This window comes from Polyangiaceae bacterium, from assembly GCA_015075635.1.
Taxonomy (GTDB): Bacteria; Myxococcota_A; Polyangia; order Polyangiales; family Polyangiaceae; genus JADJKB01.
Genome location: JABTUA010000001.1, coordinates 3,089,460 through 3,104,334, shown reverse-complemented (window position 1 = coordinate 3,104,334; position 14,875 = coordinate 3,089,460). Strand labels below are relative to the sequence as shown.

The window sequence follows — 14,875 nt, the reverse complement described above, 5'->3', positions numbered from 1 at the left end:
CGGTGTTCGGGCCAGCGCGTGCTCTGGCCCAAGAGGCCGGGCCCGTGCCCTACTGGGTCGACTTCGAGGCGGGGCACGTGGAGCTCGATCCCGAGCTGATGAAGCTCGAGCTCTCGCGCCGGGTGACGATCCGAGTCGATCGCTACCGCCTGACCAGCGAGCGGCTGACCTTGCGTCGCACCGCGCGCGGCGTGGAGATCGACGGCGAAGGTCGAGTGGCGTTTTGTCCCTGCGAGAACGCGCCGCTCTCGTTTGGCTTCCAGCGCGCGGTCGTCGCGCCGCCGACCGATCTGTTCGTGCGGAACGCCACGTTGCGGCTGGGCGACGTGCCGGTGTTCTGGACGCCGATCCTGTGGCTGCGTTCGCCGGATCGGCTGGGCTTGCTGCCGCCCCGGCTCGCCTGGCGCGGCGACGACGGCCTGCTCGTGGGCACCGGCGTCCACGTGCCGCTGGGCGGGCGGCGCGGAGCGACGCTCTCCGCCGCCGACGTCTCGGTGGCGGGCTACCTCGAGGGTGGCGTCGAGGTCGACACGCGGCTGACCACCCCGACCACCAGCACCCGCGTGCGCTGGGACCACTTGGACCGGAGCCTGCTCGCCGTCGACGCCCACGGGTCGTCGGCGAGCCGCGGCGGGGCCGTGGGCGCGTTCCGAATCGATGCGCTGCGCGGCGAGCGCGGCCTCTCCGCCACGCTCGACCTCGAGCCAGCGGCGCGTCGCTTCGATCACGCGCGCGCGAGCGTCGGCGCGGCCGGCGCGGGCGTCGTGGGCTCGCTCGGCGCCGCCCTCGGCTCAGAACGCGGCGCCGCCATCGATGCGCGGGCAGCCGTCGGGCCCGTAGCGAGCCTGGGGTTCGGCGATGCGCTCGGCAGGACCGGCAGCATGGATGCTTTCGTCGAGGCGAGCAGCGTGAAGGAGCGAGGCTTGCCGGCCGAGAGCCTCCTGGCTCACCACGCCTTGCTCGATGCCTCGACCAACGCCGGGCCGCTCTTCTTGGGCGTGCGCCTGGACGAGCACGCCGTCTTCGCCGGCAACGACGCGGCGACGCGCGGCTCGGCCTTCGTGGGCGCTCGCGCCCAGGCGAGCCTGCCGCTCGCGCGCGCCTTCGGCGGCGGGCTCGACCCACTCGTTCACCGGGTGGAGCCGCTCCTGGACGTGGGCGTGCGCGCGGCGGCTTCTCGCGGCGACGAGGTCCCCCGCTCGAGCGCCCTCGAGGCCGCGCCGCCCGGCCGCCTCGCGCTGGCAGCGCTCGGGGTCGACAGCGCGCTCGGTCGCTTCGGCGCCCGCGAAGCGCTGGAGGTCGAGGCCCGTGCCGGCGGCGTGGGGGACCTCGACGGCGCGCTCGAGCCGGCGGCCGCCGCTCGGCTCGCGCTCGACAGCGAGTGGGTCGGCGCCGCCGGCGAGAGCGCCGCGCGGCCCGACTCGGAGCGCACGCTGCACGCCGCGGGCCGCCTCAGGGTCGGGCGCGCGGACGGCCTCCACGTCGAGAGCCACGCCACGGGCAGCCTGGACGAGGAACCGGTGGCGGCGCGCACGCTGCTCGTGGATCACTTCGACGGCACGGTTCGCCCGTTCCTGGACGGCTCGGGGTGGTCGGCTGGCTCCCGGCTCGGCGTGCCGTGGACGCGGCAGATCGCCACGGTCTTCGCCACGGAGGCCGACGTGACCCGGGCGCGCTGGCTGGCCTGGCGCGTGGCGCTCGCCTACCGGCACCCGTGCGGCTGCTTCGCCGTGCTGGGGCGGACCGGTCAGCGCGTCGGCCGGGACGGGCTCGACGCCGAAGTCACCCTCGATCTGATGCCTTGAGGGGGCTAGTCTCGAGCGAGTGCCCGAGCCCGAGCCGCGAATCAGTGAGCCGCCGGCCTCGGCCGGGCCGCGCAGCGTGCTCGGCTCGACCATCGTGATCGCCGACGACGAACGGCTCACGCGCGAGCACCTGGCCTCGCTGCTCCGCAGCAACGGCTACGCAGTGGAAGCGCTGGAGGACGGCCAGGCGGTGATCGAGCGCGTGGGCAAGGGCGGCGTGGACCTGGTGCTCCTGGACGTGCTGATGCCGCGCCTCTCCGGCCTCGAGGCGTGCCGCATCATCAAGAGCATGTCGCAGGAGAGCTTCTTGCCGGTGGTGTTGCTCACGGTGCGCACCGACACGCAGAGCCGCGTGGACGGTCTGCGCATCGGCGCCGACGACTACGTCGGAAAGCCGTTCGACGAACGCGAGCTCCTGGCGCGCGTCGAGGCCATGCTGCGCATCAAGAAGCTGCACGACCACGTGACGAAGTCCAAGGCCAAGCTCGAGCAGCTCAGCGTGCACGACGAGCTCACCGGGCTCTACAACTACCGCTACCTGCACACGCGGCTCGGCGAGGAGTTCAAGCGCGCCGAGCGCTACCACGACCCCTTGGCCTGCGTGGTGATCGACGTCGATCGCCTGCAGGGGCTGAACGAAGCCGGCGGTCGGGCGCTCGGCGACAACGTCGTGCGTGGAGTGGCCGAAGTGGTTCGGCGCAGCGTGCGCGAGGTGGACGTGGTGGCGCGCTTCGGCGGCGACGAATTCTTGCTGGTCCTGCCCAGCACCCATTTCGCGGGTTCGGTCACGGTGGCCGAGCGCATCTGGCGCGACGTGACGGAGCGCCCCTTCTTCGGCGACCAGACCGGGCCGATGCGCGTCACGCTGTCCATCGGGGTCGCTCTCTACCCGTCCCGCGACGTACGTTCGAAGGACTCGCTCCTGCGCGCCGCCGACTCGGCGCTGCACCAGGCCAAGCGTGACGGTGGCAACCGCATCTGCGTGTTCCAGCAGCACGGCTACCTGTACACGCCGGTGGTCGGGCCCAGCGCCAAGGAGACCGCCGACGACCGGCCACCGCGCTCGACGCGCCTGGTGCCGTCGAGCCTGCCGCCGCCGCCGAGCCGCACGCCCTCGAGCCCGCCCAGCCGCCGCCGGCCGTCGGAACGCCCGAGCGGGAAGCGGAGCTGAGCCCACGCCGCCCCGAATTCGATTAGGCTCCTTGCCCATGCGCCGCCTGACCGGACTCGTGCTCGCGGGCGCGTTCCTGTGGTCGGTCGTCGCTCGGGCGGAGGAGCCGGCGAAGCCACCCCCGCGCGTGAGCTCGGCGCTCCCGGCGCGGGCCCCGGTGTACACGCTCAGGCGTTGCCTGGAGCTGGCCGAGCAGAACTACCCCAAGGTGAGCGAGGCCAAGGCGCGGCTCCGCAACAAGGAAGCGCAAGCGTCTCAGGCCTACACCGCGCCCTTCAGCGAGTGGACGCTGACCGGCGGCATTGGCCCAGCACCCACCGTGCGCGGGACCAGCGTCTACAGCCCAAACACCGACGTGGCGCTCACCTCGAACATGGCGCTGGCGTGGCAGATGGGCATCGACGGCGTCGTGCCGCTCTGGACCTTCGGCAAGATCAGCAACCTGTGGGACGCCGCCGAGGCGCAGATCAAGGTCGGCGAGCACGAGGTCAAGAAGGAGAAGAACGACGTCAAGCTGTCGGTGCGCCGGGCCTACTACGGCGTGCTGCTCGCGCGGGACTCCCTGGCCTTGGTGCGCGAGGCCGCCAAGCAGATCGACAAACACCTTGGGCGGCTCGAGGCGCGCGTGGACGCGGGGGAAGGGGACGACATCGAGCTCTTGAAGCTGAAGATGTACCGCGCCGAGCTCGAGGCGCGGGAGAGCGAGGCCCAGAAGCAAGAACGCATCGCGCTGGCGGGGCTGCGCTTCTTGACCGGAGTCAAAGGCCCGCTCGACGTCCCGGACAAGCCGCTCACCCGCGTCCGGCACACGCTGGCGCCGCTCGGTCGTTACCTGGACGCCGCCCGCTTGTTCCGGCCGGAGGTCAACATGGCGCGAGCCGGCGTGCTGGCGCGGCAGGCTCAGGTCCGGCTGGAGCAGTCGCGCTACTTCCCGGACTTGGGCCTCGGGCTCAGCGCCCGCTACTCGCGGGCTCCGGAGGTGACCAACCAGACCAACCCCTACGTCAACGACAGCGCGAACCGCTTCATGTACGGCGCCGCGCTGGCGCTGAAGTGGAAGCTGGACTTCTTGCCGCAGAGCGCGCGCGTGGCCCAGGCTCGGGCGCAGCTCGAGGAGATCCGCGCCACCGAGCGCTACGCCCTGGGCGGGGTAGGGACCGAGGTCGAGCAGTCCTTCGCCGAGGCGACCGACGCCGCCAAGCGAGTGGACGCCTATACCCGGGCGCAGGGCTACGCCAGACAGTGGTTGATCAAGGTGCAGCAGGGCATCGACGTCGGCACCTTCGACGACGAGGACATCGTCTCACCGGCCAAGGAGTACGCACTCAAGCGCTTCTCGCAGATGAGCGCGGTGTACGAGTACAACATCGCGATCGCGAAGCTGTCGCAGGCGACGGGCTGGGACGCGATCGCGCCGGTGGAGTGACCCGGCGAGCCTCGGGCCGCGCTCAGCCCCCGAACGAGCGCACGCGCGTGTCGTGCTCGTCGAGGCGCTTCTCGACGCTGGCGAGGCCGTTGTTGATCGACTCCGTGATCATCTGGATCAGCGTCGGGAGGCTGTTCTTCAGCGCCTCGTAGTAGCGCTGGCGCTCCGTCGAGTGGACGATCGCCGGCGGGTGGCCGGCGCGGAGCAAGATCACGTTCATCAACATGCGCGCGACCTTGCCGCTGTCGTTCGAGAACGGGAACACGCGCAAGAGGTCGTAGTGAACGCGCGCTGCGATGCGGATCGGGTGTTTGATCTTCTTGGGCTCGGGGCCGTTGAGCCAGTCGATGACCTGACGGACCTTGTAGGCGATCTTGTCTGGGGGCGCGTACTCGTGGAAGTACAGCCGGTGCTGCGGGATGTCCTTCCGGTACTTGAGGTTCTTGATGTCGCCCTCGTCGGGGTGAAGCGTCAGGTAGAGCTTCTTCACCGTGTCCACGGTGAGCGGCGCGCGCTTCTTTTCCCCCAGGTCGCGCACCAAGGCGAGGGCCTGGCGGTGGCGACGGATCTCGTCCACCACGGGTTGCAGGCTCGAGTCCGCGACCACGGTCACCGAAGGGTCGATCGCGGTGCGTAGCTCCTGGTAGGTGTAGACCACGCCTTCGAGCGCGCTGTCGTGGTAGACCCACGACATCTCGAGGCTCTCGGCGTATTCGTCGCGGAAGGACTGCTCGGCCTCGCCGAGTCGCTTCAGCACCGAGGCGTAACGCTCCTCGATGTTCTGCGGCACCGGCTCCTTCGGCGGAGGCGGTGGAGGCGGCGGGGGCGGCGGGGGCGGCGCGACGGGGCGCTGCACGATGGGCCGCGGCAGCTGGCCCGGCTCGGCGCGCCGGGTCGTCCCGGCCTGATTCGGGATGGCGTCGGGGCGGTACACGCGCGTCGTGGACGCCTTGGCGCCCGCGCGCAGCGCGCGCTTGGTCGCCCGAGCGACCCGCCCCTCCAGAGCGCGGCGAGCCGCCTCCTTCTCCGCCCTCAGGCGCTCGCGCTCCGCCTCCTTGGCCTTGCGGTAGGCCTCGCGCTCCGCGTCCCGGCGGGCTCGCTCTTCCTCTTTGACGCGCCGGGCCTCCTCGCGGACCCGCTCACGCTCGGCCTCGCGGGCCAGGCGCTCGGCTTCCCGGGCTCGACGGGCGTCTTCCTTCTGCCGAGCGCGCTCCGCTTCGCGGGCCTTGCGCTCCGCCTCGCGCGCTCTGTCCCGCTCCTTCTGGGCGCGCTCGCGCTCTTTCTGGGCGCGGGCCCGTTCCTTGTCGCGCTCCTTCTGGGCGCGCTCGCGCTCCTTCTGGGCGCGAGCCTTGTCGCGCTCGCGTTCCTTCTGGGCGCGCTCGCGCTCGCGTTCCCGCTGCGCGCGCTCGCGCTCGCGCTCTTTCTGGGCGCGGGCCCGTTCCTGCTCCCGCTGCTTGCGGAGCGCCTGGGCGCTCTTGGCCGGGCCGCGGGTCTTGGGCTTGACCTTGACCTTGGGCTTCGGCTTGGGCTTCGCCTTCGGCTTGACCTTGATTTTCGGCCGCTTGGCCGGACGGGGCGTGGCGCGGGCCGGCTTGGCACGCACTCGCGCCTTCTTCTGGGTCGCCGGAGCTTTCTTGGCGGATTTGTTTGGTTTTTTCTTGGTGCGGGCCGGCATTGCCGAAGCCTCGGCCGCGCGCAGAGCGAGTCATGCGGGGCGAAAAAGTCGGCCTGCACGCTAGTCGCGCGGGACGCGTTCCGTCAACAGGCTTCGTTCACTTCCAGGCTCGTGTTCCGCGCTTCGGCGCCGAGCAGATCCCGTCAGGTCTCGATTTCCCCGAGTCGAGGCTAGGCCCCGAAGTAGCTCGGGAAGATCTCGCTGTTGGCCAGGACCTCCGTGCGAGCGGTCAGGACCTCCACCCCGGTCTCGGTGACCAGCACGGTGTGCTCGAACTGGGCCGAGAGCGAGCCGTCCGCGGTGACGGCGGTCCAATCGTCGTCGAGCACGTCGACCTCCCAGCCGCCCAGGTTGATCATCGGCTCGATGGTGAAGGTCATGCCCGGCTTGAGGCGGATGCCGCGGCCCCAGGTCCCGTAGTGGCTGACCTTGGGCTCGTCGTGGAACTGCCGGCCGATGCCGTGACCCACGAAGTCGCGAACCACCGAGCAGCCCTGCGCCTCGGCGAACTCCTGGATGGCAGCGCCGATGTCACCGAGCCGACCGCCAGGGCGGACCTGCGCCACGCCGAGCTCGAGCGAGCGCCGGGCGACCTCGGTCACCCGCTTGGCGTCCTCGCTCGGGCGGCCGACGTAGAACGTCGCCGACGTGTCGCCGTGGAACCCCTTGTAGATGTGGGTCACGTCCACGTTGATGATGTCCCCTTCCTGGAGCACCCGCGGGCCGGGGATGCCGTGGCAGACCACCTCGTTGATGCTGGTGCAGACGCTCTTGGGGAAGCCCTTGTACTTCAGCGGCGCAGGACGCGCGCCGCGCCGCAGCGTGTCTTCGTGGACGAAGCGGTTGATGTCCTCGGTCGTGATGCCGGGGCGCAACATCTCACCGACCAGACACAGCGTCTCGGCAGCCAGCCGGCACACCTCCCGCATGTGGTCGATCTCCCTCGGCCCTTTGATCTCCACCGATCCTGTGCGAAATCCCATGATCTTCAACGCCCGAGCTCTCCCATGATCCGCGCTCGATCGACGGCTTGGAGCACCCGCGGGTTCTCGGCCTCGATGTGCCAGCGCAACGTCGCCTGGCCGCCTTCGGAGAAGCGTTTGTAGATCACGATCACCGGTCTGCCCACCAGCTCCGCTTCGAAGCTCTTCACGAAGGCGAAAGACGGGTTCGAGGTCGGGATGGTCAAGCTCAGGCGCTCGGAGATGTCGGGGCCCTTGAGCGCCGGGGGAATGGGCTGGATGTCCAGCACGAAGCCCTCGCTCTGTCCGCTGGTGTCGCGGGTCACGGTGGTGAGACGGGCGCGCACGATGCCGTCGCCGAGCGCGGCCCGCCGCCCCACGGGGTCCGATGGATCCACCTCGGCGCCGAACACCTCGGGGCTCAGCCGGTCGTCCAGCAGCGCAGCGTCCGCAGCGGTGTAAGGTGGCAGATTCACGACAGAAGCTCCACCCGGTGGGGTCTGCCGCGGGGGGCCACAAGCGGCGAGGGACACGAGCACGAGCGCGGCGAGTCGCGGGCGGAGGTTGGGCATGGCGGTCGGGCACGCGGAGCTTGCTCCATCGTCCGCGGTCGTCCAACGTCTAAGCAAAGCGGTGGCTTGAGCGCTCGGCTTTTTCGGTGATAGCGTCCCGCCACCCACTACCGCACCACCAAGGATTTCGGGAGGATAGCCAATGAAGCTCCGCGTCTTCGGGATGCTCGCCACGATCAGCGCCGTCGCCATCGGCCTTTCTGCGGAGCCTGCCGCGGCCCAAGGGAAGGGCAAGGCCGCCAAGGAGAAGAAGGCGGAGGAGCCGGAGCCCACCGGGCCCGCGAAGATGAAGGGCAAGCTGGGCCTCTCCCCCAAGGGCCTGGGCTGGAACGTCACGCTCGAGGCGCTCGCGAAGGTCTACGACAAGGTCTTCGACGACGAGTTCATGCCCCTCTACAAGAAGGCCCAGCCGGGGCCCGCGATGGACGCGCTCGACGCCGAGGTGGCGGACAAGAAGCAGCTGCTCCGCCGCAACAAGATCCTGTTCGGCGATCTCCCGACGGGCGTCGACTACAGCGCGCTCAAGGGCGAGTACACCTACGGCAACAAGGAGAGCATGACCAAGCTGACGCTGCGTACGGGCGTCACGCGGAACTTCTTCTTCTTCGACGACAAGCTCTGGAAGGTCTACGACGAGCACAAGCTGCGCAAGGGCGGCCCCTACGGCGAGACTTGGGAAGAAGCGACGGAGCTCCTGACCAAGAAGTTCGGCGCCAAGCCCTACAAGCTCGAGCCGGATTTCCCCAAGGGCCGCAACTTCGAGGAGCTGCTCTGGACGGACGGCACGACGGTGATCCGCGCCATCAACCGCGCGCCGATCATCGGGCTCGTCTACCAGGACGCGATCATCTTCGCGAACTTGCCGAAGCACCGGCCCAACAAGCCGAAGAACCCTCACGCCATCGACAAGGACGTAGCTGCCGCGACCGCCAAGCCCCCGCCGGAGGAGAAGAAGCCGCCGGAGGAGAAGAACAAGGGCAAGAAGGTCGAGAACAAGCCCAAGGGCAAGGGCAAGTAACGGCTCAGCCCTCCAAGCGCTCGGCTCCCGGCGGCACGATCGCGCCGGACGACACGGTGACCACGGCGTGCGGCGCGACCGCGCGGATCGCGGGCTCGATGATCTGACGGCGCGCCAGCGCGTTGCCGGGGCAGCCGGCAAAGCGGCCGCCGAGGTGGAGCAGGACCTGGTCGTCCTCGACCCGCACCAGATACAGCACGCCGCCGTCGGCCCGGACGAGGGGAGCCAGCACTTCCCGCACCACTTGCAGGATTTCGTCTCGAGCACCCATCGAGGAAGGCGACGCTACCACGGCGCTTGACCTGCCTCCTACCCTTACTCTACGTTCCCGCCCCCGCTGGCCGGCCGGGCCCCTGACCGGTCGCGGCCACTCGCTGGCGCCTTGGGCGCCGGGTGCTACCTTCCGAGGGTCCGGGCGACCCGCAATTCGAAGTTTCAGAGGAAATCATGGTTACCATCCGTCTTGCCCGACACGGCACCAACAAGGCGCCGTTCTACCGCATCGTCGTCACCGACCACCGCCAACCGCGCGACGGCCGCCACATCGAGAACATCGGGACCTTCGACCCCACGAAGACCCCGGTGCGCTTCGAGCTGGACCGCTCGCGACTGGCGTACTGGACGGAGCGCGGTGCGCGTCCGTCGGACACCGTCACGCGCTTGATCAAGCGCAACCCGGCGCCCGCCGCCGGGTGAGTGAAGCTTCGGGTCGCACTTCGTCCGCGCTCCTCGACATCCTCCCAGCACCTTTTCGGGCGCGCTGCCCCGAGCGCGCCAGCGACCTCGGAGTTCTTTCACTCATGGCTCTCAAGGAACTGATCACCACCATTGCGCGCGCGCTGGTCGACGAACCCGACGCGGTCGAAGTGACCGAGATCGAGGGCGACCACAACTCCCTCATCGAGCTGAAGGTGGCCAAGAGCGACATCGGCAAGGTCATCGGCAAGGACGGCCGCACCGCTCAGTCGATGCGCACCATCTTGACCGCTGCCTCCACCAAGCTCGGCCGCCGCGCCCACCTCGACATCGTCGATTGAAGACGCTCGAGCTCGGACGCGTGCTCGGGCCCCACGGCCTGCGAGGCGAGCTCAAGGTGCGGCTGCACTGGCAGGGCAGCACCGCGCTCTTGGACGCGGAGAGCGTGGAGATCGGCGCGGGCGCCGCGTCGCGGCCCTACCGAGTCGAGTGGGCGCGCCCGGGGCCGCACGGAGTGCTCGTCAAGCTGGTCGGCATCGACGATCGCGACGCCGCCTCGGCGCTCGGGGGCGCGCCGCTCTCGGTGCCCAGGAGCGCGCTCCCGCCCCTCGAGCCCGGTGAGTACTACCTCTCCGATCTGGTCGGCGCCGAAGTGGTCGGCCCCGACGGCCACGTGGGGGAGGTGGTCGAGGTGCGTACCCACCCGAGCGTCGACTGCCTGGCGGTTCGCCTGCCCGACGGGCGCGTGCTCGAGCAACCGCTGAGCGCGCCGTGGGTCGAGGCGGTCGACGCGCAGGCGGGGCGCGTCGTCCTGTCGAGCACCGAGGGGTTGGTCTAGGGCATGCGGGCCGCAGTCGTGACGCTGTTCCCGGAGCTGTTCACGCCGTTCTTGGCCACCAGCTTCGTCAAGCGCGCCATCGACGGCGGACAGCTCGAGGTGTCTGCCCACGACCTTCGCCCTCACGGGCTGGGCAAGCACCTGTCGATCGACGACACGCCTTACGGCGGTGGCTCCGGCATGGTGATGCGCGTGGACTGCGTGGTAGCGGCCATCGAGGCGGCGGAGGCGGAGCTCGGAGCGCGCGCGCACCGCGTGCTCTTGACGCCGGGGGGCGAGCGGCTCTGCCAGCGCCACCTCCAGGAGCTGTCGAGCTGCGATCCGCTGCTCTTGATCGCCGGCCGCTACGAGGGGTTCGACGAGCGCATCTCGAGCTTCGTCGACCAGGAGCTCTCGCTGGGCGACTTCGTGCTGACCGGTGGCGAGGTCGCTGCCATGGCGGTGATCGAGGGCACCGCGCGGCTCCTGCCCGGAGTGCTGGGAAACGCCGAGTCGGCCCGGGAGGAGTCCTTCAGCGCGAGTTGGGGCGGCCTGCTCGAGTATCCGCAATACACGCGGCCGGCGGAGTTTCGCGGCCTCGGTGTGCCGGAGATCTTGAAGAGCGGGGACCACGCGAAGATCGCGGCCTGGCGCCGCGAACGCGCGCTCGAGCGGACGACCGAGCGCCGGCCGGATCTGCTCCGGCCCGAGGACGAAGCGTGAGGCGCGTCGCGGTCTTGCTCGCGCACCACCCGGTGCTCGACCGCCAGGGAGCCGTGGTGACCACGGCGATCACGAACCTCGATCTGCACGACATCGCCCGCAGCGCGTTCACCTTCGGGCTCGGCGACTTCTTCGTGGCGCACCCCGTGGCGGCTCAGCGCGAGCTGGCGCTCCGCGTGCGCGAGCACTGGACGACCGGCAGCGGGGCGCGGCGCATCCCCGACCGAAAGCCGCCGATGGAGTGCGTGCGCGTGGTCGAGTCGCTGGACCGAGCACTCGACGAGCTCGGCGAAGCCGAGATTTGGGTGACGAGCGCGCAAGCGGCAGAGGGGGTGACCAGCTACACCGACGCCCGCGCGCGCCTGACGAAGCCCGGGCCGGCGGTGCTCCTGGTGTTCGGGACCGGGTGGGGCCTCGCGCCGGGGATCCTCGGTCGCGCGACGCTGCGCCTCGCGCCCATCGAGTCGCCGCGCGCCGACGGCTTCAACCACCTGAGCGTCCGCGCGGCCGCGGCCATCAGCTTCGACCGCCTGCTCGGCCTGCGCTGAGCCGCGCCAGCTCCGGGCTGGGTACGCCGGCCCGCTGCCACTCGACGACGGGTGGCTCGACCACCAGGCCGCCGGGCTTCGCGCGCCGGAGCTCCACCAGCGCTACGCGCGCCGGTTCCGCGGCGAAGGCGTGGACGAAGCGCAGGCGCTTGGCCACGAGCCCGCTCCGTTCGCCCAGCGCGAGCAGCCGTCCAAGGCTCCGCGCCGGGTAGACGAACGCGGCGCGCGAGCGGTTGTGCCCGAGCGCCAGCGCGGCAGCACGCACGAACGGCGCGAGCGCGCCCGCGCGGGACGGCTCGCGGTCGGCGCGCGCGGGGCGCCGCTCGCCTGGCTCGAAATACGGGGGATTCGCCACCACCAGCTCGGCGCCTTCCCGAGCCGCCTTCGGCAGGCCACGCCCGAGGTCGGCGCAAAGCACACGCGCGGCGAGTCCGGCGCGCTCCAGGTTGCGCTCGCACAGCTCGGCCAGCCGCGCGTCGCGCTCGACGAGCACGGCGCGACTCACTCCGCCCAGATGGTGCAGGCACAGTGTGACGACGCCGACGCCGGCGCCCAGATCGAGCACCTGGCGCACGCCCTGTCCGCGCCCCGCGAACGCGGCGAGCCAGAGCGAGTCCACGTTGAAGCGATAGCCGGTCCGAGGCTGCACCACCGAGAGCGTGCCGCCGAACAGCGCGTCGGTGGTGGTGTCCTCGGCGGTCCTCACTTGAGCTGGAACGGGCGCAGGCCGCGCAACGTCACGCTGGTGACGCTGTCCGGAAACACGCGCACGTCGAAGTAGCCCAAGCTCACCAGCTTGGAACCTTCCCCCTCCGGGACGAGGCCCGTGCCCGCGACGCGGGCGTAGGTGCCCGTGGCGCCGCCGCCCTGGATGTCGAAGGCCGCGTAGAGCGAGGTTCGACCGGTGCCGATCTCGCGCCGGCTACCCTGCGGCAGCGGATCGTCCTCGCTGTCGTTGAAGTACTCGAGCGCCAGTCGGTTCGCCGACACGTCGACGCGGGCGAACTGCAGCCGGATGTTGTCGCAGTCGTGCACCTCTCCGCCGATCACGCCGTTGCCGTCGGTGACCGTCTTGCCGATGGCCACGGTCGGGATGGTGCCGAAGTCGTCCTCGGCCAGCGCGCGGATCTTGTAGGTGTACGTGCCCGCGCTGGCGTCGTAGTCCGGATCGTTCTCGTGCACGTAGATGTTGTACGTGTAGAGCGGCGCCCAGCCCGGCCCGTAGGTCTTGATCACGAGCTCGGTGTTCATCGGCACGTCCGGGTACTCGTACTGGCGGTCGAAGCGGATCTCGTCCACGCAGGAGTCCTTCACCGGCGTCTCGACCAGGGGCATCTTGTCGTTGGCCTCCACCGTGGTGCCGATCAGCTGATCCAGGGCGCCGTCGGTGTCCGGGTTACCGGGCGTGCGTTTGACGGTGTAGACCTCGATCTTGACGCCGCCGTGGGCGGTGGTGCTCGGACAGCCGCTGCCGGCTGCGCACCACGCGCTGCCTTCGGTGTTGATCAGGTCGTACTGGCCGCAGCCGCCGTTGGCGAACGGACGGAGGTGGCCAGTGAGCTTGACCTTCGCGCTGCTCGCGGCGGGCTTCTCGGGGTAGCCGTCGGGGTCGAAGCACTTCAGGTTCGGCGGTCCGCCGCTCGGGTCGGCGTACTCCGTGGTGTCCGTGGTGCGCTTCAGGTACTTGTTCGCGGCGCTCTGGCCAGGCTCGCCGACCACGACGCAGCAGCTGTCGATCGGGCGCTTGTCGCACTTGGGTTGGACCACGCAGGTGTCGTGACAGAAGTCGTCGTTGGCCGGCCGGGTCGAGCCCGCGCACACGCCGGCGCCGTTGTTGGCGTAGCTCCCGCCGCCCGAGCCGCCGGTGCCCGTCTCCGCCGGGTTTCGCTCCTCCGAGCAGGCCAACGGAACGAGCGCGAGCAGGCAGATGAGGACCGGATTGACGCTGCGCATGAACCACCTCTCGGGCAGCCGAGCCGCCGCCCACATGAAGAAAGCCGCGCGCCCCCTCGTCTGATGGGGCGGCGGTTGCCTGAAACTTAGCGAAAATCGCCGCGCGTCGCATGCAATTTGGGCCGGAGTCGGCCGGCCTCGAGCGGGGCCGCTTTGATGAGCGGGCCGTTCGGTGGCAGATTCCCCCGCCGTTTGGCGCGGGGGCGAGGCCGGGGGCGGAGCAATCATGAACGGAAACCGAAGGATCAAGGCAGTGTGGGCAGGGCTCCTGGCGTTCACCGTGGCCGGCGCGGTCCCGGCGGAGGACCTGAAGGAGGCCGCCAAGAAGCCGCCCAAGGAGCCGGAGGCGGCGCTGTCGCTCGGCCGCTCGCTGCGTCAAGCGGGTCTGTACGACGACTCCCTCAAGGTGCTGCGCGGCGCCGCGCTCAGGGCCAAGGGCCCGCTCGCCGTGGCGGCGCGCACGGAAGCTGCGCGGACCTTGATCTCGTGGAACCGCCAGAAGGACGCCCTGCGCGAGTGCCAGACGCTGAAGGCGCTCGACGGTGTTCGCTGGGAGACCTGCGTCGCGGAAGCGCACCTCTTGTGGAAGAGAGCGTCGCTGGCGTTGCCCGCGGCGGAGCGCGCGCTCGAGAAGTCGTCGGACGACTACGACGCGCTGGTCGCCAAGGGGCGCGCACAGCGCATGCTCGGCAAGGACTCGGAGAGCGAAGCGGCGTTCAAAGCCGCCATCGCCAAGGACGGCGCGCGCTACGAGGCGCACCGGTACTACGCCGAGCTGCTCTCGGGCATGAACAAGGGAGCCGAGGCCATCCTGTCGCTGCGCAAGGCAGTCGGAGCCGCGCCCGAAGAGCCGGAGCCGCTGCTCGCGCTCGCCGAGGCGCTACCGGCCGGACCGGAGGCGGTGACCCTCCTGGAGAAGGCGCTGAAGATCCGCCCCAAGTACGGCGCGGCGCACGCGCGCCTCGGCAACGTGCTGCTGGAGCAAGGCAAGGTGGCCGAAGCGGAGACGGCGCTCCGAGCCGCCATCGCCATCGACGCCAAGGTGGCGGACTGGCAGGCCGGCTTGGCTCTGGCGCTGGTGGCGAAGGGCACCTACGACGAGGCGCTCAAGGTCAGCGCCACCGCGCTCAAGCTCGTCGGCAACCACGCGCTCGCCAAGCTCGCGGAGGCTGACGCCATCGCGGGCAAGGGCGACATCGACCTGGCCATCGAGGCCTACGAGAAGGCCGCCAGCTTCTCGCGGGACAACCCGCTGCCGCTCTTGCACGCGGCCCAGGCGTGCCTCGCGCAGAACCGCCCCACCACCGCGCGCGCGTTCGCCGATCGCGCCACGCAGTCCTTCGCCGACTTCGGACCGGGCTGGGTGCTGCTCGGGGACGTGGCCGCCGCAGCCAAGGACCGCGCAGTGGCCAAGAGCGCCTACCAGAAGGCGCTCGTCGCTGCCAAAGGCAACGTGGACAAGGCCAGCGTGAAGAAGAAGCTCGCGGCGCTCAAGTGACGGTCGACCGA

At 70.5% G+C, this 14,875-nt stretch carries 16 protein-coding genes; 10 read left to right on the top strand and 6 right to left on the bottom strand.

Annotated features, from left to right (window positions below; translation table 11 throughout):
- Window positions 1–44: 44 nt before the first annotated feature.
- From HS104_14055 to HS104_14045, 3 genes are read left to right on the top strand one after another with little or no spacing between them, the layout of a single operon-like run.
- Entirely contained in the window at window positions 45–1,805 is a 1,761-nt protein-coding gene (locus HS104_14055; GenBank protein ID MBE7481094.1) for a hypothetical protein, read from the top strand.
- Between the two features lie 19 nt (window positions 1,806–1,824).
- Window positions 1,825–2,976, top strand: a complete 1,152-nt coding sequence (locus tag HS104_14050; GenBank protein MBE7481093.1) for a diguanylate cyclase — start codon at window positions 1,825–1,827, stop codon at window positions 2,974–2,976.
- Window positions 2,977–3,013: 37 nt separating this feature from the next.
- Window positions 3,014–4,402 (top strand): TolC family protein, encoded by a 1,389-nt coding sequence (locus tag HS104_14045; protein ID MBE7481092.1) that lies wholly within the window; start codon window positions 3,014–3,016, stop codon window positions 4,400–4,402.
- A 22-nt stretch (window positions 4,403–4,424) separates the two neighbouring features.
- On the opposite strand, the gene HS104_14040 is transcribed toward HS104_14045, so the two are convergent.
- From HS104_14040 to HS104_14030, 3 genes are all read right to left on the bottom strand, one after another.
- Window positions 4,425–6,077 (bottom strand): Fic family protein, encoded by a 1,653-nt coding sequence (locus HS104_14040; GenBank protein ID MBE7481091.1) that lies wholly within the window; start codon window positions 6,075–6,077, stop codon window positions 4,425–4,427.
- Window positions 6,078–6,247: 170 nt separating this feature from the next.
- Window positions 6,248–7,060 (bottom strand): type I methionyl aminopeptidase, encoded by an 813-nt coding sequence (map, locus tag HS104_14035; protein MBE7481090.1) that lies wholly within the window; start codon window positions 7,058–7,060, stop codon window positions 6,248–6,250.
- Window positions 7,061–7,065: 5 nt separating this feature from the next.
- Window positions 7,066–7,515 carry a hypothetical protein gene (locus HS104_14030; protein ID MBE7481089.1) on the bottom strand — a complete coding sequence of 150 codons (450 nt, stop codon included), beginning with the start codon at window positions 7,513–7,515 and terminating at the stop codon, window positions 7,066–7,068.
- Window positions 7,516–7,753: 238 nt separating this feature from the next.
- Here HS104_14030 and HS104_14025 point away from each other — a divergent pair, with 238 nt between their 5' ends.
- Window positions 7,754–8,629 (top strand): hypothetical protein, encoded by an 876-nt coding sequence (locus tag HS104_14025; protein ID MBE7481088.1) that lies wholly within the window; start codon window positions 7,754–7,756, stop codon window positions 8,627–8,629.
- Window positions 8,630–8,633: 4 nt separating this feature from the next.
- Here HS104_14025 and HS104_14020 read toward each other — a convergent pair whose 3' ends face one another.
- Complete coding sequence (locus HS104_14020) at window positions 8,634–8,900, bottom strand: NifU family protein (protein MBE7481087.1); 267 nt, start codon at window positions 8,898–8,900, stop codon at window positions 8,634–8,636.
- A gap of 173 nt (window positions 8,901–9,073) precedes the next feature.
- Here HS104_14020 and rpsP point away from each other — a divergent pair, with 173 nt between their 5' ends.
- The 5 genes from rpsP to HS104_13995 all read left to right on the top strand — a co-directional run bounded on the left by rpsP (window position 9,074) and on the right by HS104_13995 (window position 11,413).
- Window positions 9,074–9,325 (top strand): 30S ribosomal protein S16, encoded by a 252-nt coding sequence (rpsP, locus tag HS104_14015; GenBank protein ID MBE7481086.1) that lies wholly within the window; start codon window positions 9,074–9,076, stop codon window positions 9,323–9,325.
- 104 nt (window positions 9,326–9,429) lie between these two features.
- The gene (locus tag HS104_14010; GenBank protein MBE7481085.1) at window positions 9,430–9,666 is read left to right on the top strand and encodes a KH domain-containing protein; all 237 of its coding nucleotides are present in this window, start codon (window positions 9,430–9,432) and stop codon (window positions 9,664–9,666) included.
- A complete protein-coding gene (gene rimM / locus HS104_14005; protein MBE7481084.1) occupies window positions 9,663–10,163 on the top strand; it encodes a 16S rRNA processing protein RimM in 501 nt (166 codons plus the stop codon). Before HS104_14010 ends, rimM begins: the two co-directional genes overlap by 4 nt.
- Before the next feature lie 3 nt (window positions 10,164–10,166).
- Complete coding sequence (gene trmD / locus HS104_14000; GenBank protein MBE7481083.1) at window positions 10,167–10,865, top strand: tRNA (guanosine(37)-N1)-methyltransferase TrmD; 699 nt, start codon at window positions 10,167–10,169, stop codon at window positions 10,863–10,865.
- On the top strand, window positions 10,862–11,413 hold the full coding sequence (locus tag HS104_13995) for an RNA methyltransferase (protein MBE7481082.1): 552 nt from the start codon (window positions 10,862–10,864) through the stop codon (window positions 11,411–11,413). Before trmD ends, HS104_13995 begins: the two co-directional genes overlap by 4 nt.
- Here HS104_13995 and HS104_13990 read toward each other — a convergent pair.
- Together HS104_13990 and HS104_13985 are read right to left on the bottom strand one after the other, a co-directional pair.
- Window positions 11,382–12,119 carry a methyltransferase gene (locus HS104_13990; protein MBE7481081.1) on the bottom strand — a complete coding sequence of 246 codons (738 nt, stop codon included), beginning with the start codon at window positions 12,117–12,119 and terminating at the stop codon, window positions 11,382–11,384. The genes HS104_13995 and HS104_13990 overlap by 32 nt on opposite strands.
- Window positions 12,116–13,366: a hypothetical protein gene (locus HS104_13985; GenBank protein MBE7481080.1), complete on the bottom strand. Its 1,251-nt coding sequence runs from the start codon at window positions 13,364–13,366 to the stop codon at window positions 12,116–12,118. Before HS104_13985 ends, HS104_13990 begins: the two co-directional genes overlap by 4 nt.
- A gap of 226 nt (window positions 13,367–13,592) precedes the next feature.
- Between HS104_13985 and HS104_13980 the strand changes: the two genes are divergently transcribed.
- Window positions 13,593–14,864 carry a tetratricopeptide repeat protein gene (locus tag HS104_13980; GenBank protein MBE7481079.1) on the top strand — a complete coding sequence of 424 codons (1,272 nt, stop codon included), beginning with the start codon at window positions 13,593–13,595 and terminating at the stop codon, window positions 14,862–14,864.
- Window positions 14,865–14,875: the final 11 nt, after the last annotated feature.